This is a genomic window from Pseudonocardia zijingensis (assembly GCF_042657305.1).
GTDB lineage: Bacteria > Actinomycetota > Actinomycetes > Mycobacteriales > Pseudonocardiaceae > Pseudonocardia > Pseudonocardia zijingensis.
Genome location: NZ_JBHSKO010000042.1, coordinates 22,754 through 42,333, shown reverse-complemented (window position 1 = coordinate 42,333; position 19,580 = coordinate 22,754). Strand labels below are relative to the sequence as shown.

Below are 19,580 nucleotides of genomic sequence, written 5' to 3'. Positions count from 1 at the left end.
GGCGGCGGTTGAGCTCCAGCTCGCGCTGCAGAACGGCGCGGCGCAGGTCCGGGTTGCCGAAGTCGAGGAACGGGGTGCGCACCGGCTTCTTCAGCTTGTAGGCCCGCTCGCCGAGCAGGAGCACCACGCCGATGTGGGTCTCGTGCACCTCGGCGGCCTGCACGCCGGCCGCCTCGGTCGCGGGGACCGTCACCCCACGGTCCCGTACGCGGGCCGGGCCCGGCGGCCCTCGACACCGCCGTCGTCGAACCGGAACTCCAGAGCGGACACGACGTCGACGACGCCGTCGAGGCGGTGGACGAGTCGCTCCGCGATCTCGGCGGTGCTGCGCTGCTCGACGGTGCCGGTCATCGTGACGATGCCGTCGGTGACCGAGACCTCCACCTCGGTCGGGTCGACCCACAGCACCTGCCGGAACACCTGCTGCACGACGGCGTCGCGGATCTCGTCGTCGGACCGCACGAACACCCGCACGAGGTCGGCGCGGCTGACCACGCCGACGAGCTTCCCGTCGTCGTCGACCACGGGCAGGCGCTTGACCCCGTGCTCGATCATGCGGCGGGCCGCCTCGGTGATGCGCGCGGACGGTGAGACGGTGACGGGGGAGGGGGTCATCACCTGCCCCACGGTGTCGCCCCCGGCGCGCCGGATCTCCTCCCGGACCCGGCGGCGCTGCCACCAGTGCCGCCGACCGGGCAGGGGCCGGGCCTGCTTCGACAGCAGGTCGCGTTCCGAGACCACCCCGACGACCCGGTCGTCCGGGTCGAGCACGGGCAGGGCGCTCAGACGGTGCTCGATCAGCACCCTGGCCAGTTCCTTGAGCGGCATCGCGGGACGGGCCGTCAGCACGCGGCGGGTCATCACGTCCGCGACGGTCGATGTCTTCATGAGCAGGAGCGTCCGTGGGCCGCCGCGTTGCGGGCCAGGGCCGTCCGTCCGGGTTCCGGGGGACCCCGGTCCTGTGCCCGGTCAGCGGGTCTTCCGCCCCTGGTGCAGCCACGTCGGGTTCGCGGATCCAGGTCACATTCCCGGCCGTGCCGAGCATGCAGAATCCAGGAACCGTCGTCGATCGGGGCACGTGGACGTGCCGGGAGTCGGAGGCATCGTCGCCCATGAGGATCGGTCTGCACGTCTCGGACTTCAGCCGGCCGGGCGGTGCGTCCGCGCTCGGAGCGGACCTGAGGAGGGTCGCGACCGCCGCGGAGGACGCCGGGTTCGCGCGGCTCTCCGTGGCGGATCACCTGTGGCAGATCCCCGCCAACGGTTCGGCCGAGAGCGAGATGCTCGAGGCGTACACGACGCTTGGCTACCTCGCGGCGTGCACGTCGCGGATCGACCTCCTGACGTGGGTCACCGCGGTGGTGTTCCGCGAGCCGGCGCTGCTGGCGAAGTGCGTCACCACGGTGGACGTGCTCAGCGGCGGGCGCGCCTGGTTGGGCATCGGCGCGGCCTGGTACGAGGAGGAGGCTCGCGGGCTCGGTCTGCCGTTCCCGTCGACGGCCGAGCGGTTCGAGCGGCTCGAGGAGACCGTGCAGATCTGCCTGCAGATGTGGGCGGACGAGGACGGGCCGTACGACGGCGAGCACTACCGGCTCGAGCGAACCCTCAACGTCCCGCAGCCGCTGCGGCGGCCGCACCCCCCGATCATGATCGGGGGAGGCGGCGAGCGGAAGACGTTGCGACTGGTCGCGCGGTACGCGCAGGCCTGCAACCTGTTCGCGGCGCCCGAGCTCGAGCGCAAGCTGGACGTGCTCCGCGAGCACTGCGCCGCGGTCGGGCGCGACTACGACGACATCGAGAAGACCGTGGTGCTCCCGATGGACCCCGGCCCGGACGGCGAGAACGTCGAGGCGCTCCTCGGTGAACTGGAACGGCTGGCGCGGCTCGGGGTCACGCACGCGCACAGCCGGGTGCCGCACGCGATGGACATCACCCCCCTGGAGATCGTCGGTGAACGGATCATCCCGGTGGCGGCGCGGTGGTGAACGCGTGCACCTGGGTCACAGACTCGGCGACGGGTCGGCGGCAGCATGGTCGCAGCGCAGATCGTCCCAGTTCAGCAGGGAGGGCATCGGTGTGGATGCAGCAGAGCCCGCACGCACAACGGGGGTCGAGACGCCGGACGGGGTCCGGCTGCACGTGACCGACACCGGGGAGGGCAGCCCGGTGCTGTTCCTCCACGAGTACGCGGGCGACCACCGCAGCTGGGCCAGGCAGGTCGCCGACCTCGGCTCGGACCACCGCTGCGTCGCCTACGCTGCGCGCGGCTACCTGCCATCGGACGTGCCGGCCGAGCCGTCCGGCTACTCGTGGCAGTGTGCGGTGGCCGACGCCGTCGCGGTGCTCGACGCGCTCGGCATCGGGAGCGCGCACATCGTGGGCCTCTCGATGGGCGGGTACACGGCCCTGCAGCTGGGGCTGCTCCACCCGGACCGGGTCCGATCGATCACGGCGGTGAGCGTGGGGTCCGGCTCGGACCCGGCGACGCGTCCGGCCTACCTGGCCGAGACGCGGGAGGTCGCCGGCCGGCTCCGCGCCCGCGGAGCGGCTTTCGTCGGGAGCCGGATGGCCGAGGGGCCCAGCCGCATCCAGCTGAGGGCGCGCGACGAGCGGGTGTGGCAGGAGATGATCGACCAATTCGCCGAGCACTCCGTCGAGGGTCTCGTGCACACGATCCTCGAGGTGCAGGGGCGGCGCCCCGCGCTGCACGACCTGACGGATGAACTCGGCGCGCTGCCGGTCCCCCTGCTGGTCGTGGTCGGGGACGAGGACGAGGCCTGCCTGTCCACCGGGCTGCTGCTCAAGCGAACGGTCCCGGCCTGCGGGCTGCAGGTGCTCCCGAACACGGGCCACGTGCCGAACCTGGAGGACCCGGGGCGGTTCAACGACCTCGTCCGCCGGTTCGTGCGGTGCGTCCAGGCGGGCTCCTGGCCGGAGCGGGATCCCCGGTCGCGGGCCGTCTTGCAGTTCGACCTCGATCGGACCGAGTCTGTTGCCGGGTAGCGGCCTCGCCGGGAGGGCAACGGTGCTCAGGAATGGGGTGGGACGTGACGAGGCGAGGCGCGGGTTGAACGTGCACGGCCGCGGCGCCGGTCCGTCGGCTGCGGCACTGGCGGCGTGGTCGAAGAGCTTCCTCAGCGGCCAGAGCCGGGAGATCCGGGACGCGCTCCTGGCCGACAGCCGGATCGTGCACTACCCCGCCGGCGTGTGCATCTGCCGGGCCGAGGAGGGGGAGTACCTGGTCGCGCTGATCCACAGCGGCCGGATCCGGGCACAGATCACGTCGTGGGACGGGCGTGAGGTCACCACGCGGTACATGACCGTCGGGCAGATCACCGCGGTTCCGGCCATGCTCACGCATGGTGCGCCCGCGTCGCTGCACGCCGTCACCGCGTGCGAGGTCTCCCTGCTGAACCCCACCACGTTCCGGCGCCTCATGCGGACCCACGCCGAACTCACCTACCGGGTGGCCGTGTACCTCGCGGAGTCCACGTACGAAACCGTGGCGTACTTCGAGGACAACCTGTTCGGGTCCGTCCAGCAGCGGGTGAGCAGGCACCTGCTCGAGATGGCCACCCCCACGGTCAAAGGGCTGCTCGTGCAAACCGACCAGGCGGAGCTCGCGAGCGCGATCGGTTCGGTGCGGGAGGTGGTCGCCCGTGCCCTCAAGAAGCTGAGCGACACCGGCGCGATCCGCCGCTCCCGCCGCCAGATCTGGATCGAGGACCCTGGCCTGCTGCGGTCGTTCGCGTCGACGCCGCTGGGTGGCTGGCCGGACCCGCGACGGGGACCGGGGGACACGTGAGCGAGCTTGCGAGCTCACCATTGGGCACAGCAGCGCAGCGAACGGGGCCGACGAGCGCCAGCGAGGAGGCCATGTGAGCACCCATCCCGTCGACGCGGAGCTGGCCTCCTCTGCCGCCGCCCTCCCGCGCGTGGACCGCACGGACGTGGCCGAGGCCCGCCGGATCGCGGCGAGCCGGGTGCCGCCCCGGCCTGCCGGGGACACCGGGGTGACCGTCGAGCACCACACCTGCAGGGGTGCGGATGACCACGCCGTCCCGCTGCGCGTGTACCGACCGGATCGGCGGACGGCCGGCGGTGTCGTGTTCCACGTCCACGGCGGCGGCTTCATCCTGGGAGATCTCGAGACGAGCCACCTCCGGAACCTGGAGATCGCCCGCGAGGTGGGGGCCACCGTGGTCTCCGTGGGCTACCGGCTGGCGCCGGAGTGGCCGTTCCCCGTGCCGCTCGAGGACGTCTACGGCGGGCTCGTCTGGATCCACGAGCACGCGCGCGAGCTGGGGATCGACCCTTCGCTCGTCGTCCTGCACGGGGTGAGCGCGGGTGGGGCGTTGGCGACCGCCAGTGTGCTGCTGGCCCGGGACCGGAACGGGCCGCCGGTCCGCTTCCTGTTCCTCGCCTCGCCGGTGCTGGATGATCGGCTCACCACCGAGAGCGGCATGCGGTTCACCGACACCCCCGCACTGACCCGGCGGGACGTGGAGGTCTGCTGGTCGGCGTACCTCGGTCTCGTCGAGCGGGGAGCCGACGACGTGTCGGCGTACGCCGCTCCCGCCCGGTCGACGGACCTGGCCGGGCTCCCGCCCGCGTACATCTCGGTGGCGGAGTTCGACCCCCTGCGCGACGAGGCGATCGATTTCGCGCGTTCGCTGCTGGCCGCCGGGGTCGGGGTCGAGGTGCACCTGTTCCCGGGCACGTACCACGGGTCGTCGGCGGTGCGGGGGGCCGCGGTGAGCGAACGCCAACTGGCCGAGGAGATCGCCGTCCTGAGGGGTGTCGTGCGGTCGCCGGAAGGAGAGCGATCGGATGCCTGACGAACGGTACTTCCTCAGCGGGGTCCGAGTGCTGGACATCACCGGGGCACTGGCCGGCCCCTACTGCACCACGATCCTGTCCGACCTCGGCGCGGAGGTCGTCAAGGTGGAGCCGGTGGACGGCGACCCGCTCCGGCGCCGGCTGGTGGGGGAGGAGCAGGCGCCGCTGCCGTTCGACCTGATCCACCGCAACAAGCGCAGCATCGCCGTCGACATCAAGTCCGATCGCGGCCGGGACGTCGTCAAGGCGTTGGCCGTGCGATCGGACGTCCTGGTCGAGAACTTCCGGGTGGGCGCGCTCGCCCGGCAGGGCCTGTCCTACGACGACCTCAAGGCCGACTGCCCGGACCTGGTGTACTGCTCGATCTCCGGTTTCGGGCAGTTCGGGCCGATGCGGGACGCGAAGGGCATCGACCTGGTCGCGCAGGCGTACGGCGGCCTGCTGAGCGTGACGGGGACCCCGAGCGGGGACCTGGCGAAGGCCGGCTATCCCATCGGGGACCTCGGCACCGGGATGTGGGGTGCGATCGGGGTGCTCGCAGCGCTCGGCCGGGCCCGGGCCGGGTACGGCGGGGCCCACGTCGACGTCTCCCTCGCGGACACGATCGCCGGGTGGTCGCTGTGGGAGGTCGCGGACTACGTGGGAACGGGCACAGCGCCCGGCCCGCTCGGCACGGCCCACCGCCTCACCGCCCCTTACGAGGCCTTCACCTGTGGTGACGACGCCGTGCTCGTCATCGGGGCCACCGAGCGCTCGTGGAAGGACCTGTGCGCCGTGCTCGGGATCGACCTCGCCGGCGACGACCGGTTCGAGGACGAGTACGCGCGCTTCGTGCACCGCGAGGAACTCGCCGCGCTCCTGCAGGCCCGGTTCGCCACCGCCCCGCGCGACACCTGGATCGAGCGGCTCCGCGCGGCCGGTGTGCCCTGCGGCCCGGTCAACGACGTCCCGCAGATGCTGGACGACCCCCAGTACGCGGCGCGCGGCATGTTCCCCGGCGACACCGACCGGTTCGGGCACCGCCGCATCGTGAACACGCCCCTCGTCGCGGACGGCGCCCCGCGGGCCCGGCGGAGGGCGCCCGCCATCGGGGAGGACACGCTCGCGCTCCTCGAGGAGATCGGGTTCGACGGGCCGGAGATCGACGCCCTGCGCCGGGACCGCGTGGTGGGCGGCGCACCGGGATGAGCGACCTGCTCCGGTGTGAGGTCGAGAACCGGGTCGCCTGGCTGACGATCGACCGGCCCGCGAAGCGCAACGCCCTGACCTCGCCGATGTGGGCGGCCCTCCTGCGGCACCTCGAGGCGATCGACGCGGTGCCCGACCTGGCCGCGGTCGTGCTGCGCGGCACCCGGGGCAGTTTCTGCGCCGGTGCGGACCTCGACGAGCTGCGCGATCCGGGCCGCGTCGAGGGGCTTCGCGACCTGGGCGAGCGGGCCGTCGGGCGGCTGCGTGACCTGACCAGGCCGACGTTCGCGGCGATCGACGGCGCGTGCTTCGGCGCGGGCTGCAGCCTCGCGCTCGCCTGTGATGTCCGGATCTGCTCGCCCACCTCCCGGTTCGGCATCCCCGCGCTCCGCAACGGGCTCGGCTACGAGGACGCCTCGGTGCGGCGGCTCGTGCAGGTCGTCGGGCCGGGCCCGGCCGGGCTCCTGCTCTACGGCGGCGAGCGGTGGACCGCGGAAGAGGCTGTCGCTCACCGCCTGGTCGACCGGTGCAGCGCGGACCCGTTCGCGGCGGTCGAGCGGGTGCTGGCCGGCTTGCGGGGCGCGCCGGGACCGGCCATCGCGGCGACGGTCGCCTCCCTCCGAACCGCCGGCCGATGACAGCGAAGGACGACACATGGACCTGCAGTTGAGTGGCGCGCGGGCGATCGTGACCGGGGGGTCGCGCGGCATCGGGCTCGCCGTTGCCCGGGGGCTCGTCGCGGAAGGGGCCCGGGTGACGCTCGTCGCGCGGGACGAGCAGCGCCTCGACACCGCCGCGGACGCGCTCCGGCTCGCGACGCCGGACGCGGACGTGCGCGCCGTCCCGGCGGACACCACCGACGACGCCTCGGTGCGTGCCATGGTCGACGGGGTCGCCGCCGCTTGGGGTGGCGTCGACGTCCTGGTGAACGCCGCCGCCGAGCCCGCCACCGGGGCCGCCCCGGCGCTGGCCGACCTCACCGACGCAGAGGTGGCGGCGGACTTCGACACCAAGGTCCTCGGCTACCTGCGGTGCGCTCGCGCGGTCGCACCGCACATGACGACGCAAGGCGCGGGACGGATCGTCAACATCTCGGGGCTGAACGCCCGGCGCACCGGATCCGTCTCCGGGACGATCCGCAACGTCGCCGTCGCGGCCCTCACCGCCAACCTCGCGGACGAGCTCGGTGCCGGTGGCGTGGGGGTCTGCGCCGTGCACCCCGGTCCGGTCGAGACCGAACGCACGCCCGCACTCGTCGCCGCTCGCGCGGCGGCCACCGGGCTCACCGAGGAAGAGGTCCGGGGCCGGCTCGGCGCGACGACCAGCCTGCGCCGGCTCGTCGCGGTGGAGGAGGTCGCGGACGTCGTCGTCTTCCTCTGCTCACCCCGCGCGGCCGCGGTGACCGGCGATGCGGTGAGCGTCGCCGCCGGGAACCGGGGATCGGTGCACTACTGAAGGGATCACGATGGATTTCACCGGCAAGGTCGCGCTGGTCACCGGCGGCGGCAGCGGCATCGGGCGCGCGGCGTGCGTGGCGTTCGCCGGGTACGGGGCTGCCGTCGTCGCGGTCGACCGGGACGCGGCGGCGGCGGAGGAGACGGCCGAGACCATCCGGCGCGCGGGCGGCACAGCGCTGGCGGTGAGCGCGGACGTCACCAGATCCGCGGACGTCCAGGCGTACGTACGCCGGACCGTCGAGGAGTTCGGCCGGATCGACTGCTTCTTCAACAACGCCGGCATCGGCGGCACTGTCGCGCCCACCGCCGAGTACGACGAGGCCGACTTCGACACGGTCATGGCGGTCAACGTGAAGGGCGCGTTCCTCGGCCTGCGCCACGTGCTGCCGCAGATGATCGAGCAGGGCGCGGGGGCGGTGGTGAACACCGCGTCGGTCGCGGGCATCCTCGCCACCCCTGCGGCGCCCGCCTACGTCGCGTCGAAGCACGCCGTGATCGGCTTGACCAAGGCGGCCGCGGGCGAGGTCGCGCCCCAGGGCGTCCGGGTCAACGCGGTGTGCCCCGGCCCGGTCGACACGGTGGCGATGCGCAGGCTCGAGGAGCAGATCGCGCCCGAGGACCCCGACGGGCTCACCGCCCGCAACCGGGCCGCCCAGCCCACCGGCCGCTACTCCACCCCGGAGGAGGTCGCCAACGTCGTGCTGTTCCTCTGCTCCGATCTCGCCTCCAACACCACGGGTGCCCAGTACGTGGTCGACGGCGGCCGCAGCGCCACCGGCACCGCCGCCCCGCGCGCGGCGAGCTGAGGTCGTCCGACCCAGGTCACAGTCACGGCCGCGCGGCGGAGCCAGACTTCTGGCATCGGACGCGACGGGGCCCCAGCGGAGGCCTCGACCCCGGCACCAGCAACTCGTGGAGGCCCTGTGCAGACGCTGGACCTTGTGGACGCCGGCAGCGGCGTGGAGTTCGGAGGTGGAGTCCACCTCGACACCCGGGTCGCCGGGAGCGGTGACCGTGTCGCCCTCGTCCTGCCCGGCGCCGAGCGGTCCGTGGAGGACATCGCATTCCTCGATGCGCTCGCGGAGGAGTTCTCCGTCGTCGCGCCCAGCCACCCCGGGTTCGGCCGGTCGCCGCGCCCGGACTGGTGCACGTCCGTCGACGACCTGGCCTACATCTACCTCGAGTGGCTCGACCGGTCCGCGCTGACCGACGTCACGCTCGTCGGCCTGCAGTTCGGCGGCTGGGTCGCCATGGAAATGGCGGTGCGCAGCTGTGCGCGGATCTCCCGTCTCGTGCTCGTCGACTCATTGGGCGTCAAGCTCGGCGGGCCGCTCGACCGGGACGTGGTCGACCTCTTCGCGACCCCCCACGTGGAGCTGGACCGTCGCCTCTACGCGGACGCGAACCGCGGGCTGGGCGAACTCGGACGGGCGCCCGAGCAGGACGTCCTCGAGGTGGTCCGCAACGAGGAGGCCCTCGTGACGTACGGGTGGGAGCCCTACCTGCACAACCCGCGGCTCCTGCACTGGACGTGGCGCATCGGCGTGCCGACGACGGTGATCTGGGGGGACCGCGACGGCATCGTGCAGCCCGATCACGGGCGTGGCCTCGCCGAACGGATCCCGGGTGCACGGTTCGAGCTGGTCCGCGACGCCGGCCACCGCCCGCAGGTCGAGTGCCCGGAGGACGTCGCCCGGCTGATCGCGAAGTTCGCCGCCTGACCCTCCGCCGACACGAAAGGGAGTGCGCGGTGCAGTACTGGCAGTTCAGCGAAACGGCCTATCCGGACCTGCCCGATCCCGACAGCTACCACTCGATCCGGGTGACCTTGCCCAACGGTGTCATCGACCCGGAGCGAGCCGCAGCGCTGTGGGACCGCTACATCCGGGAGTGGCAGGTCGCGGACGAATGCGGCCTGAACGTGATGGTCAACGAGCACCACTCGACGGCGACGTGCATGAACGCCGTCGCGCCCGTGGTGGCGGGGGTGCTGGCGAGGGTGACGTCCCGAGCGCGGATCCTGGTCCTGGGCAACCCGGTCGCGAACCGGCCGGATCCGGTGCGCATCGCCGAGGAGATGGCGCTGGTCGACGTGCTCAGCCACGGCCGGCTCGAGGTCGGCTTCGTGCGCGGGGTGCCCTACGAGATCGCGGCGACCAACACGAAGCCGTTCCGGATGAGCGAGCGCATGTGGGAGGCGATCGAGCTCATCACCCGGGCCTGGACCACCCACGACGGCCCGTTCAGCTGGGAGGGCGAGTTCTTCCACCACCGCCAGGTGAACATCTGGCCGCGCCCCTACCAGCAGCCCACCCCGCCGGTGTGGGTCACCGCCGTCAACCCGGGCAGCGCCGCCCGGGTCGCCGACCACGACTACCGGCTCGGCACCTTCCTGGCGGGGTTCGAGGGCACCCGGGCGGTCTTCCAGGCCTACCGCGACCGGTGCGCCGAGACCGGCAAGCCCGCACCGGGGGACGAGCGGTTCGGCTACGCAGCTCTGGTCTACACCGGGCGGACCGACGAGGAAGGCCTCGACGGTGCCCGCCAGCTGCTCTGGTACCTGCACTCCAACAAGGTCGCCACCGAGTTCCTCTACCCGCCCGGCTACACGCCCTACCCGGTGCGCGCGGCCGGCCTGCGGGCCCACGCCGAGGTGCACGACCCGGCACTCCTGCGGGGCCAGGGCGGCACGGCCACGAAGGACTTGGCGTCGATGTCGCTGGAGGAACTCATCGAGCAGGGCATCGTCTTCGCCGGCAGTCCGAGCACTGTGGCCGGCCAGATCGAACGCTTCCACGAGCACGTCGGCGGCTTCGGCAACCTGCTGATCATGGGGCAGGCCGGGCACATGAGCCACGAGGACGCCGTCCGCGGGATCCGCCGCTTCGCCGAGGACGTCGTTCCCCGGCTCGACCGCGTGACCGACGGGGTCACGGTCTGACCCCACGATCGGAGGACGATGATGTCTCGATCCGCTCCCTCGGTTGCGGCCGCGCGCGGGGAGGGTGCCTCGGCCCCCGCCTCGCTCGCCCGCCGGTCCGTCGTCGCCGCCGGCGCCGGCAACGCCCTCGAGTTCTACGACTTCGCCATCTTCGCGTCGCTGACCCCGGTCATCTCGCAGCTGTTCTTCCCCTCCGGTGACCCGTTGGCCGCGATCCTGTCCACGCTTGCCCTGTTCGCCGTCGGTTTCGTCATGCGCCCGGTGGGGGCCATCGTGTTCGGGCGGCTCGCCGACCGGCACGGGCGCAGGATCCCCCTCGCGGTCGCCGTCCTGATCATGGGCGTCAGCACGGTGCTCATCGGCGTGATGCCGACCTACGCCGAGGCCGGTGTCGTCGCGCCCCTGCTGCTGTGCGTCGCTCGCCTGCTGCAGGGGTTGTCCGTGGGCGGGGAGTTCGGCACGTCGGCGAGCTTCCTCGTCGAGCACGCGCCTCCACACCGGCGCGGGCTCTACGGTTCCTACGCGTTCTTCTCCTCCACCGCGGGCAGCGTCATCGGCGCGTTCGTGGTCCTGGTCCTCACGATCTCGATGTCCACGGAGGCACTGCACGGCTGGGGCTGGCGGGTCCCCTTCCTGCTCGGCTTCCCGCTGCTGGTCATCGGGCTATACCTTCGCTACCGCATCGCGGAGTCGCCGGAGTTCGAGCAGGTCAAGGCGGAGAACGCGCGGTCGGCGAGCCCGTTGCGCACCTTGTTCGCCGAGCACGGGCGAGCTTTCCTGACCGTCATCGGGATCTGCGTCGGGTTCAACATCGCGGCCTCCACGGTGCAGGCCTTCGTGCTCACCTACATCCGGTCCGTGATCGGGCTGTCCGCCGTGGAGGCGTTGACCACCGTGGTCATCGCCACGACGGTCGGGGTCGCCATGGTGCCGGTGTTCGGGCACCTCTCCGACCGGTACGGCCGCAAGCCGGTCCTCGTCCTCGCCTGCGTGCTGACGGTCCTCCTGGCCTATCCCAGCCTGCTGGTCATCGGACTCCAGGGCTTCGGTCCGGCGCTGCTCGGACAGCTCATCCTCTGGGTCCCGGTCGCCGCGTTCGGCGGCGCCATCCCGGCGCTGTTCGCCGAGCTGTTCCCGACGCAGGTCCGGGCCTCGGGCTTCGGGATCGGCTACGGCTTCGGTTCCGCGATCTTCGCCGGCAGCGCCCCGTTCGTCGCGACGCTGCTGATCGATCTGACGGGCTACACGCTCGCGCCCGCCTGGTACATGACCGCGGCCGGGCTCGTGACGCTGACCGTCGTCGTCTTCTCCGCCTCGGTGGCCCGCCGACCGGCCGCCGCCACCTGACGTGCGACATCGCTGGGAAGGAGTGCGCATGAGCTCGTCCACGGGGCGACTGACCGGGAAGGCGGCGCTGGTCACCGGCGCGGGTTCCGGGATCGGGGCCGCCACGGCGGAGCTCTTCGCCAGGGAAGGCGCCCGGGTCGTCGCCGCCGACGTCGACCCGGCCAGCGCGACGGCCACCGCAGAACGCATCCGCGACGACGGCGGGATCGCCGAGCCGTTCGCCGCGGACGTCGCGCAGGAGACCTCGGTCGCCGAGCTCGTCGAGTTCACCGTCCGGACGTTCGGGCGGCTCGACGTCCTGCAGAACTACGCCTCCAACCGGAGCGTGGTCGCCGCGGACGTCGCCGTCGCCGACAGCGATCCGGAGGTGTGGGCCCGCCAGCTGGGTGTGGACCTGATGGGCTGCGTCCTGACCGCGAAGCACGCGTTGCCGCACATGCTGCGGACAGGCGGCGGCAGCATCACCAACGCGTCCTCGCTGGTCGGCTGGCTGTCGCTGGACGCGCGCCCCGCGTACGCCACGGCGAAGGCCGGTGTGATCGGGCTGTCGAAGGCCATCGCCGTCGAGTACGGCAAGCGGGGGGTCCGCTGCAACGTCGTGGCGCCCGGACCCATCGTGTCGCCCGGCACCGAGGGCATGTACACGCCGGGGCAGACCGAGGTGCTCGTGGACCACGTGGCCGCACCCCGGCTCGGGCGCCCGGACGACGTCGCGCTGGCGGCGCTGTTCCTCGCCTCCCCGGAGGCGGCGTTCATCAACGGCCATGTGCTCGTGATCGATGGCGGGATGTCCGCGTACGCGCCCATGGTGCCGTCGTTCCGGCGGCTCGCCGGCGAAACCGAGTGAGGGGGAGCACGCCGTGCGGGTGGTGGTGACGGGTGGGCTCGGGATGAACGGCTCCTGGGTGGTGCGGAACCTCCTCGACCGGGGACACGAGGTCGCGGTCTTCGAGAACCGCGAGGACCTCTCCCTCGTCGAGGACGTGGCGGACCGGATCGAGCTGGTCGTCGGTGACATCTGCGACGCCGACCAGCTCACGGCGGCGGTGTCGGCCCTCCGGCCGGAGTGCGTCGTCCACGTCGCGGCATTCGTCGACTGCGAACGCGATCCGCACACGGCGATCGCGGTGAACGTCGGCGGCACCGCCCACGTCTGCGCGGCGGCAGCCGCGGCGGGCGCCCGGCGGGTGGTCTACACGAGCTCGAAGGCGGTCTACGGCCCGACCACGGGCAAGCGCGGCTTCCCCGCCTACGAGCCGATCGGGGAGGACGACGACCGGCGGCCCCGGGGGATGTACGACATCACCAAGACCGCGGCCGAGGACGTGCTGAACTGGTACGGCCGCACCACCGACCTGGAATGCGTGAGCTTGCGGTTCTCCACGATCTACGGTCCGGGGAAGCTGCAGCGCCACGGGGGGCTCGCCGGTTTCGGCCAGCAGATCTCGACCTACAGCTCGATGATCGAGCTGCCCGCGTCCGGCCGACCGTTCGTGCTCGACCACGGCGGGGAGGAGCGGGACGACCTCATCTACGTCCTCGACGTCGCCGACGCCGTGGGACTCGTCGTGTCCGCCGCGGCACCGCTGCGGCACCGTGCCTACAACGTGTCCAGCGGCCGGGCGACCTCGCTCGGCGAGTTCGCCGGCGCCATCCGGCGCGTCATTCCGGACGCGGTGCTCGACGTCGGGCCGGGCCTGAACCCCATGGACGCGAAGGAGAGCGCCTACATGGTCCTCGACGGCACCCGCATGGAGGAGGAGTTCGGTTGGCGGCCCAGCTACGACCCGGAACGCGCGATCCGGCACTACCACGAGCACGTGAAGGCAGGTCGCTCATGAGGGCGGCGATCTACCGTCGCCCGGGCCCCGCGGCCGAGGTGCTCGAGGTCGTCGAGGTGGAGCGGCCGGAGCCCGGCCCCGGCCAGGTGCGGGTCCGCGTGACCACCTCGGGGATCAACCCCACCGACTGGAAGACCCGCGCTGGGCTCACCCGCAGGCGCCCGGACGGGTTCCAGGTGCCGCACCACGACGGCGCCGGCGTCGTCGACGCGGTGGGCGAGGGCGTCGCCGGGCTCGCCGTCGGCCAACGGGTGTGGCTGTACCTCGCCGGTCATCGCAACCGCTACGGAACCGCCGCCGAGTACGCGGTGGTGCCCGCCGTCCGGGCGGTGCCGTTGCCGGACACCGCCTCCGACGACCTCGGCGCCTGTCTCGGTGTGCCCGCCCTCACCGCCGCGCACTGCCTGGGCGGCCGGCCGGAGGCGCTGAAGGGCCGGACCGTCCTCGTCGCCGGGGGAGCAGGGGCGGTGGGGCACTTCGCGATCCAGCTCGCCAAGCACTCCGGGGCGCAGGTGGTGGCCACGGTGAGCTCGGCCGAGAAGCAGGCCCTCGCCGAGGCGGCGGGAGCCGACCACGTCGTCCGCTACACCGAGCCGGGCGCCGCGCAACGGGTCCTGGACCTCGCGGGTCCGGTCGACCGGATCGTCGAGGTCGCGCCGGCCGCCAACCTGGAGCTCGACCTGGGGGTGATCGCGCCCCGCGGCACGCTCTCCACCTACGCGGCGGAGGAGACCCTGACCCTGCCCGGCGGGCCCTTGATGAGCGCGAACGTCACGCTCACGTTCGTGCTGCTCTACGGGCTGTCCGCCGAGCAGCTGGCCGACGCGATCCGCTGGACCTCGGACGCGCTCGCGGCCGGGGCCCTCACCGCCCTGCCGGTGGCGGCGTACCCCCTGGACGAGGTGGCCACCGCCCAGGACCGGGTGGAGCAGGGGTTCGTCGGGAAGGTCGTGCTGAGGATGGCTGCTCGATGAGCGAGACCTGGAGCAGCGAGCTCACGCCGCTGTCGTTCCTCCAGCGGTCGGGCGAGGTCTTCGCCGAGCACCCCGCCGTCGTGTACGGGGACGAGGTCAGGACCTACCGGGAGTTCGCCGCGCAGGTGCAGCAGCGGGCGCGGGCACTGCGCGCTGCCGGGGTCCGCCCCGGGGACCGGGTCGCCTACCTGATGCCGAACGTGCCGGAGATGCTGGCCGCCCACTTCGCCGTGCCGCTGGCGGGGGCGGTGCTGGTCGCGATCAACACCCGGCTCGCCCCGGAGGAGGTCCGCTACATCCTCGACCACTCCGGTGCGGGCGTGCTGGTGCTCGACGCCGCGTACGCCGGAACCGTCGCCCCGGTCGCCCGCTCGCTCACGACGGTCCGGACGATCGCGGTCGCGGTCGACCCGCTCGGACCGGCCCCGGCCGTCGAGGTCCCGGGCGCGGTCTCGTTCGACGACCTGCTCGCCGGCGCGGTGCGGGAGCCTGCGGAGCCGGCCTGGGCGGTCGACGACGAGTGGGCGCCGATCTCGATCAACTACACCTCCGGCACCACCGGGCGGCCCAAGGGAGTGGTCTACACCCACCGCGGCGCCTACCTGAACTCCTTCGGCGAGATCGTCCACTCCGCGCACGACGCCGGCAGCGTCTACCTGTGGACGCTGCCGATGTTCCACTGCAACGGCTGGTGCACCACGTGGGCGTTGGCCGCGGTGGGTGGAACGCACGTCTGCCTGCGTGAGGTGCGCGGGGACCGGGTGTGGGAGCTCATCGACCGCCACCGGGTCACCCACCTCAACGGGGCGCCCACGGTCCTCACCACGATCATGCGGGCCGACCGGGCGCATCCCCTCGACCGCCCGCTCGTCGTCACCACGGCGGGCGCGCCGCCGAGCCCGACGACCATCCTGCAGATGGAGCAGCTGGGCTTCCGGATCGTGCACGTCTACGGCCTCACCGAGACCTACGGCCCGTACACGGTCAACCAGCACCAGGTGGCGTGGGACCGCCTCGGTGCCGAGGAGCGCGCCGCGCTGCAGGCCCGGCAGGGGGTCGGGATGCTGCAGGCGGAACGGGTCCGCGTCGTCGACGAGGACATGAACGACGTCCCGGCCGACGGCACCACGGTGGGCGAGATCGTGATGCGGGGCAACAACGTCATGCAGGGCTACTTCCGCGACCCGGAGGGCACCGCCACGGCGTTCGCGGGCGGCTGGTTCCACTCGGGCGATCTCGGCGTCATGCACCCCGACGGCTACGTCGAGCTGCGCGACCGGGCGAAGGACGTGATCATCTCCGGTGGCGAGAACATCTCGACGATCGAGATCGAGCACGCCGTCGCGTCCCACCCGGACGTCCTCGAGGTGGCCGTGATCGGGGTCCCGGACCCGACGTGGGGGGAGCGCCCCAAGGCGTTCGTCGTGGTGGAGCCCGGGACGGCCCCGGCGGAGGAGGAGTTGCTCGAGCACGTGCGGTCCCGCATCGCCCGCTACAAGGCGCCCCGCGAGGTCGAGTTCGTCACGGCGCTGCCCAAGACCTCCACCGGCAAGGTGCAGAAGTACGAGCTGCGGGAGAAGGAGTGGTCCGGCGAGGCCACGCGCATCCGCGGATGACCACGGAAGGGAGACGGGGATGAGCGGGAGCCTGCACGGACGTGTTGCTGTGATCACCGGATCGAGCCGCGGGCTCGGCCGGGAGTTCGCGCTACGCCTGGCGGACGAGGGTGCGGCCGTGGTCGTGTCCGGCAAGAGCGAGACCGACTCCGAGCGCCTGCCCGGGACGATCCACAGCGTCGCCGAGGAGATCATCGCCCGCGGCGGCCGTGCCGTGCCGGTGCGCGCCGACGTGCGGCAGGAAGCCGACGTGGAGCGCCTGGTCGACCGGACGGTGACCGAGTTCGGCCGGCTGGACATCCTCGTCAACAACGCCGGCGCGCTCTGGTGGGAGCGGGTGATCGACACACCCCCGAAACGCGTCACCCTCATGTACGAGGTCAACCTCCGTGCGTCCTACCTGAGTACCTACTACGCGCTCCCGCACATGATCGCCGGCGGCTGGGGACACATCGTGATGAACAGCCCGCCGATCACCAGCGAGCCCACCCCGGGCTACGCGATGTACCACTGCACCAAGATGGGGATGACCCGACTGGCGCTCGGGGTCGCCGCGGAGCATCGCGCCGACAACGTCGCCGCGAACAGCCTCTGGCCTGCCACCCCGATCGACTCGGCCGCCACCCGGAACTGGCCGGCGGAGAAGATGGGCCGCCCGGAACAGTGGCGCACACCTCGGATCATGTGCGACGCGCTCATGGAGATCCTCCACTCGGAGCCGGCGACGTGCACGGGGCGTCAGTTCATCGACGAGGGGCTCCTGGCCGAACGGGGTTGGACGCCCGAGCAGCTCGAGGGCTACTGGTCGGCGGGCAAGCGGCCCGATGATCCGAAGTGGATCGACGAGCGGGCGTACGCCACGCCCTGATCCGTCTCCGTCTCCGTCATCCGGCCTTCCGGGCCGGCGCCGCGGCTGCGCCGAGGTCCGTGAGGATCCGCTCGACCGCCGCCGCCGCGGCGCCGAGGTCCGCCTCCGGATCGTGCAGCGCGCACGCGCGGGCTCGACCCGGCGGGCGGAGGTAGAGCACGATCCCGCGGCCGTCGGCCGCGAACCGGGCCATCGCCTCGTCGAGCTGCCGGCGGCAGCCGCACCCGCTCGAGCGCAGCACATCGCCACTGAGGCACTCGACGTGCACGTGGACCGGCACGGCGGGATCGACGGGCCCCGCCACCAGCGCGAGGTGTTCCGCCCCGTCCCACCCGCCCGCATAGCCGATGGCGGTGAAGGGGCCGTGCTCGGTGGGCAGGCGCGTCTCCACGACCCGACGGACCTGGGCCCGCGTCCGGCGCCGGTAGGCGACGAGATCGGCGATGGAGATCATCACCAGGTCGTGTTCCTCGGCGAAGCGGGCGAGCTCGGAGCCGCCGGCCATCTCGCCCGGCCGGTCCTGCGACACGATCTCACAGAGGGCGCCGGCCGCCGGGAGACCGGCGAGCCGGGCCAGGTCGACCGCCGCCTCCGTGTGCCCGCGGCGGGACAGCACCCCGCCCGGCCGGGCGCGCAGCGGCACGACGTGCCCGGGTCGGGTGAAGTCGGCTGCGGTCGAGGCGGGGGCGCCGAGGGCGGCGATCGTGGCGGCCCGCGCCGCGGCCGAAATCCCGGTGCCGGTCCCGCGGAGGTCGACCGTGACCTGGTAGGCGGTCCGGTAGCGGTCCTGGTTGTCGTGGTGCATGGCCGTCAGCCCGAGCCGGTCGCACGTCTCGCCGGGCAGTGCGACGCAGACGAAGCCCGACGTGTGTCGCACGGTGAACGCGAGGAGTGCAGGAGAGGCGGCGGTCGCGGCGAAGATCAGGTCGCCCTCGTTCTCCCGATCGGCGTCGTCCACGACGACGACAGGCCGGCCGGCGCGGATGGCGTCGACAGCATCACGGACCCGCGCCTCGGCGGGAGCGGCAGTCGCGACCGGCACGATCCCCGTCATCAGACCCCCACTCCCCGACGAGCGACGGCGCCCGCCCGGCAGCGACCGTAAGCCGGGGCGGGGTCCGAGAGCTGTGACCGCGGTCGTCCGGTTGCCGGTCCAGCCGACGACGCTGCACATCGGCGCGGTCAGGACCTCTGAGCCAGGGCGGGATCGGACCGCATGACGCGGTGCAGCAGCGTCGACAGCTGCCGGAGCTCGTCGTCGCTCAGCACCGCGAGCGGTGTCTTCTCCAGCGCCGTGCGGACCAGCTCGTCGCGGACCCGGCGGCCCTCGGCCGTGAGGACGAGGAGCCGGGAGCGGCGGTTGTCCGGGTCGACGATCCGCTCGACCAGGCCCCGATCGGCGAGCTGGTTGGTGATGAAGGTCAGGTTGGAGGCGTTGCAGTAGAGGCGCTCGGCCATCACCTTCATCGACGGCGGCGGCTCGTCGGGGTCGATCACCCACAGCGCCTGGAACGTCGCCGGGGTGAGGCGGTGCCCGGCCAGCGCCTGCCCGATGAGGTCGTTGGTCCGCATCCAGATGTCGTGGGTCGCGGCGACGACGGCGGTGAGCTCGGGAGCGGCCACCACGCCATCCTAGCCTTGCTTCAAGTCTTGAAGTATTCTGCGTTACTTCAAGCCTTGAAGCAAGAGGAGGAGTTCATGGTCGCCCACTTCCGCGGCACCACCGCGCTCGTCACCGGCGCGTCGAAGGGGCTGGGCCGGGCGTACGCGCTCGAGCTGGCCCGCCGCGGCGCGCAGGTCATCGTCGTAGCCCGCTCGGAGGACGCCCTGCGGCGAGTGGCCGACGAGATCGGACCCGATGCCCCGCCCGCCGTGGTGATGGGCGCCGACCTCGCCGCGCCGGACGGCCCGGAGCGCCTCGTGCGCGAGATCCGGTCTCGCGGTCTGGCGGTCGACCTCCTGGTGAACAACGCCGGGGCGGGCAGCGCGGGCCCGTTCCTGACCCGCCCGCTCGAACCGCAGCTCACGTCGGTGACCCTGAACGTCACCGGCCTGCTCGCGCTGAGCCACGCGTTCGCGGAGGAGATGGTGGCGCGGGGCCGCGGGGGCATCATCAACGTCGCGTCCGGAGCGGCCTTCCAGCCCATGCCCTACCAGGCCGTCTACGCCGCCACGAAGGCGTCGGTCCTGTCCTTCACCGAGGCGCTCGCCGAGGAACTGCGCGGCACCGGCGTGCACGTCATGGCTGCGCACCCGGGTCCGGTGGCGACCGGGTTCTTCGACGGGACCTCGGCCACGGTCCATCCGGCCGCCGACGCGCCCGAGGCCGTCGCATCCCGGTCGCTCGACGACTACGCGCGGAGGCGCGCGGCCTCCTACCCGGGCCGATTCACCTACCGGGTGGTGACCTGGCCTGCGCGCCTGTTGCCGCGCGCGGCGGTCGCCCGCCTGACCGGTGCCCTCAACCGCCGGCTGGGCCTGCACGAGGTCGTCGACATCGGCTGAGGGC

The 19,580-nt window shown here is 72.7% G+C and carries 20 protein-coding genes and 1 pseudogene; 17 read left to right on the top strand and 4 right to left on the bottom strand.

Going from position 1 to position 19,580, the window contains the following annotated elements; genetic code table 11:
- Both ACFPL3_RS40385 and ACFPL3_RS40380 read right to left on the bottom strand, forming a co-directional pair.
- Positions 1-193: pseudogene (locus ACFPL3_RS40385) on the bottom strand (AAA family ATPase); the annotation flags it as partial.
- Positions 190-888 carry a CBS domain-containing protein gene (locus ACFPL3_RS40380; protein WP_343943655.1) on the bottom strand — a complete coding sequence of 233 codons (699 nt, stop codon included), beginning with the start codon at positions 886-888 and terminating at the stop codon, positions 190-192. The gene ACFPL3_RS40380 and the pseudogene ACFPL3_RS40385, both read right to left, overlap by 4 nt.
- A 224-nt stretch (positions 889-1,112) precedes the next feature.
- On the opposite strand from ACFPL3_RS40380, the gene ACFPL3_RS40375 reads away from it, so the two are divergent.
- From ACFPL3_RS40375 to ACFPL3_RS40300, 16 genes are all read left to right on the top strand, one after another.
- Positions 1,113-1,985: an LLM class F420-dependent oxidoreductase gene (locus tag ACFPL3_RS40375; RefSeq protein ID WP_343943654.1), complete on the top strand. Its 873-nt coding sequence runs from the start codon at positions 1,113-1,115 to the stop codon at positions 1,983-1,985.
- Positions 1,986-2,076: 91 nt separating this feature from the next.
- Entirely contained in the window at positions 2,077-3,003 is a 927-nt protein-coding gene (locus ACFPL3_RS40370; RefSeq protein WP_379590855.1) for an alpha/beta fold hydrolase, read from the top strand.
- Positions 3,004-3,040: 37 nt separating this feature from the next.
- Positions 3,041-3,805: a Crp/Fnr family transcriptional regulator gene (locus tag ACFPL3_RS40365; protein WP_343943652.1), complete on the top strand. Its 765-nt coding sequence runs from the start codon at positions 3,041-3,043 to the stop codon at positions 3,803-3,805.
- A 73-nt stretch (positions 3,806-3,878) separates the two neighbouring features.
- Complete coding sequence (locus ACFPL3_RS40360) at positions 3,879-4,838, top strand: alpha/beta hydrolase (protein ID WP_343943651.1); 960 nt, start codon at positions 3,879-3,881, stop codon at positions 4,836-4,838.
- A complete protein-coding gene (locus ACFPL3_RS40355) occupies positions 4,831-6,027 on the top strand; it encodes a CaiB/BaiF CoA transferase family protein (protein WP_343943650.1) in 1,197 nt (398 codons plus the stop codon). The genes ACFPL3_RS40360 and ACFPL3_RS40355 overlap by 8 nt, the downstream gene beginning before the upstream one ends.
- Positions 6,024-6,665 (top strand): enoyl-CoA hydratase/isomerase family protein, encoded by a 642-nt coding sequence (locus ACFPL3_RS40350; protein WP_343943649.1) that lies wholly within the window; start codon positions 6,024-6,026, stop codon positions 6,663-6,665. Before ACFPL3_RS40355 ends, ACFPL3_RS40350 begins: the two co-directional genes overlap by 4 nt.
- A 16-nt stretch (positions 6,666-6,681) precedes the next feature.
- Positions 6,682-7,482, top strand: coding sequence for an SDR family NAD(P)-dependent oxidoreductase (locus tag ACFPL3_RS40345; RefSeq protein ID WP_343943648.1), 801 nt, complete (start codon positions 6,682-6,684; stop codon positions 7,480-7,482).
- Between the two features lie 10 nt (positions 7,483-7,492).
- Positions 7,493-8,290, top strand: coding sequence for a glucose 1-dehydrogenase (locus ACFPL3_RS40340; protein ID WP_343943647.1), 798 nt, complete (start codon positions 7,493-7,495; stop codon positions 8,288-8,290).
- A gap of 117 nt (positions 8,291-8,407) precedes the next feature.
- The gene (locus tag ACFPL3_RS40335; protein ID WP_343943646.1) at positions 8,408-9,205 is read left to right on the top strand and encodes an alpha/beta fold hydrolase; all 798 of its coding nucleotides are present in this window, start codon (positions 8,408-8,410) and stop codon (positions 9,203-9,205) included.
- A gap of 29 nt (positions 9,206-9,234) precedes the next feature.
- Entirely contained in the window at positions 9,235-10,425 is a 1,191-nt protein-coding gene (locus ACFPL3_RS40330) for an LLM class flavin-dependent oxidoreductase (RefSeq protein ID WP_343943645.1), read from the top strand.
- 18 nt (positions 10,426-10,443) lie between these two features.
- The gene (locus ACFPL3_RS40325; RefSeq protein WP_343943644.1) at positions 10,444-11,772 is read left to right on the top strand and encodes an MFS transporter; all 1,329 of its coding nucleotides are present in this window, start codon (positions 10,444-10,446) and stop codon (positions 11,770-11,772) included.
- 28 nt (positions 11,773-11,800) lie between these two features.
- Positions 11,801-12,619, top strand: coding sequence for an SDR family NAD(P)-dependent oxidoreductase (locus ACFPL3_RS40320; RefSeq protein WP_343943643.1), 819 nt, complete (start codon positions 11,801-11,803; stop codon positions 12,617-12,619).
- Between the two features lie 13 nt (positions 12,620-12,632).
- On the top strand, positions 12,633-13,613 hold the full coding sequence (locus ACFPL3_RS40315; RefSeq protein ID WP_343943642.1) for an NAD-dependent epimerase/dehydratase family protein: 981 nt from the start codon (positions 12,633-12,635) through the stop codon (positions 13,611-13,613).
- Entirely contained in the window at positions 13,610-14,587 is a 978-nt protein-coding gene (locus ACFPL3_RS40310; RefSeq protein WP_343943641.1) for an NADPH:quinone reductase, read from the top strand. Before ACFPL3_RS40315 ends, ACFPL3_RS40310 begins: the two co-directional genes overlap by 4 nt.
- Positions 14,584-16,203, top strand: a complete 1,620-nt coding sequence (locus tag ACFPL3_RS40305) for a long-chain-fatty-acid--CoA ligase (protein ID WP_343943640.1) — start codon at positions 14,584-14,586, stop codon at positions 16,201-16,203. Before ACFPL3_RS40310 ends, ACFPL3_RS40305 begins: the two co-directional genes overlap by 4 nt.
- A gap of 19 nt (positions 16,204-16,222) precedes the next feature.
- Entirely contained in the window at positions 16,223-17,071 is an 849-nt protein-coding gene (locus tag ACFPL3_RS40300; protein ID WP_343943639.1) for an SDR family oxidoreductase, read from the top strand.
- A gap of 16 nt (positions 17,072-17,087) precedes the next feature.
- Here the strand turns inward: ACFPL3_RS40300 and ribB are convergent, their stop codons facing one another.
- Both ribB and ACFPL3_RS40290 read right to left on the bottom strand, forming a co-directional pair.
- The gene (gene ribB, locus ACFPL3_RS40295; RefSeq protein WP_379590847.1) at positions 17,088-18,125 is read right to left on the bottom strand and encodes a 3,4-dihydroxy-2-butanone-4-phosphate synthase; all 1,038 of its coding nucleotides are present in this window, start codon (positions 18,123-18,125) and stop codon (positions 17,088-17,090) included.
- Positions 18,126-18,253: 128 nt separating this feature from the next.
- Positions 18,254-18,694 carry a MarR family winged helix-turn-helix transcriptional regulator gene (locus ACFPL3_RS40290; RefSeq protein WP_343943638.1) on the bottom strand — a complete coding sequence of 147 codons (441 nt, stop codon included), beginning with the start codon at positions 18,692-18,694 and terminating at the stop codon, positions 18,254-18,256.
- Between the two features lie 75 nt (positions 18,695-18,769).
- On the opposite strand from ACFPL3_RS40290, the gene ACFPL3_RS40285 reads away from it, so the two are divergent.
- Positions 18,770-19,576 carry an SDR family NAD(P)-dependent oxidoreductase gene (locus ACFPL3_RS40285; RefSeq protein ID WP_343943637.1) on the top strand — a complete coding sequence of 269 codons (807 nt, stop codon included), beginning with the start codon at positions 18,770-18,772 and terminating at the stop codon, positions 19,574-19,576.
- Positions 19,577-19,580: the final 4 nt, after the last annotated feature.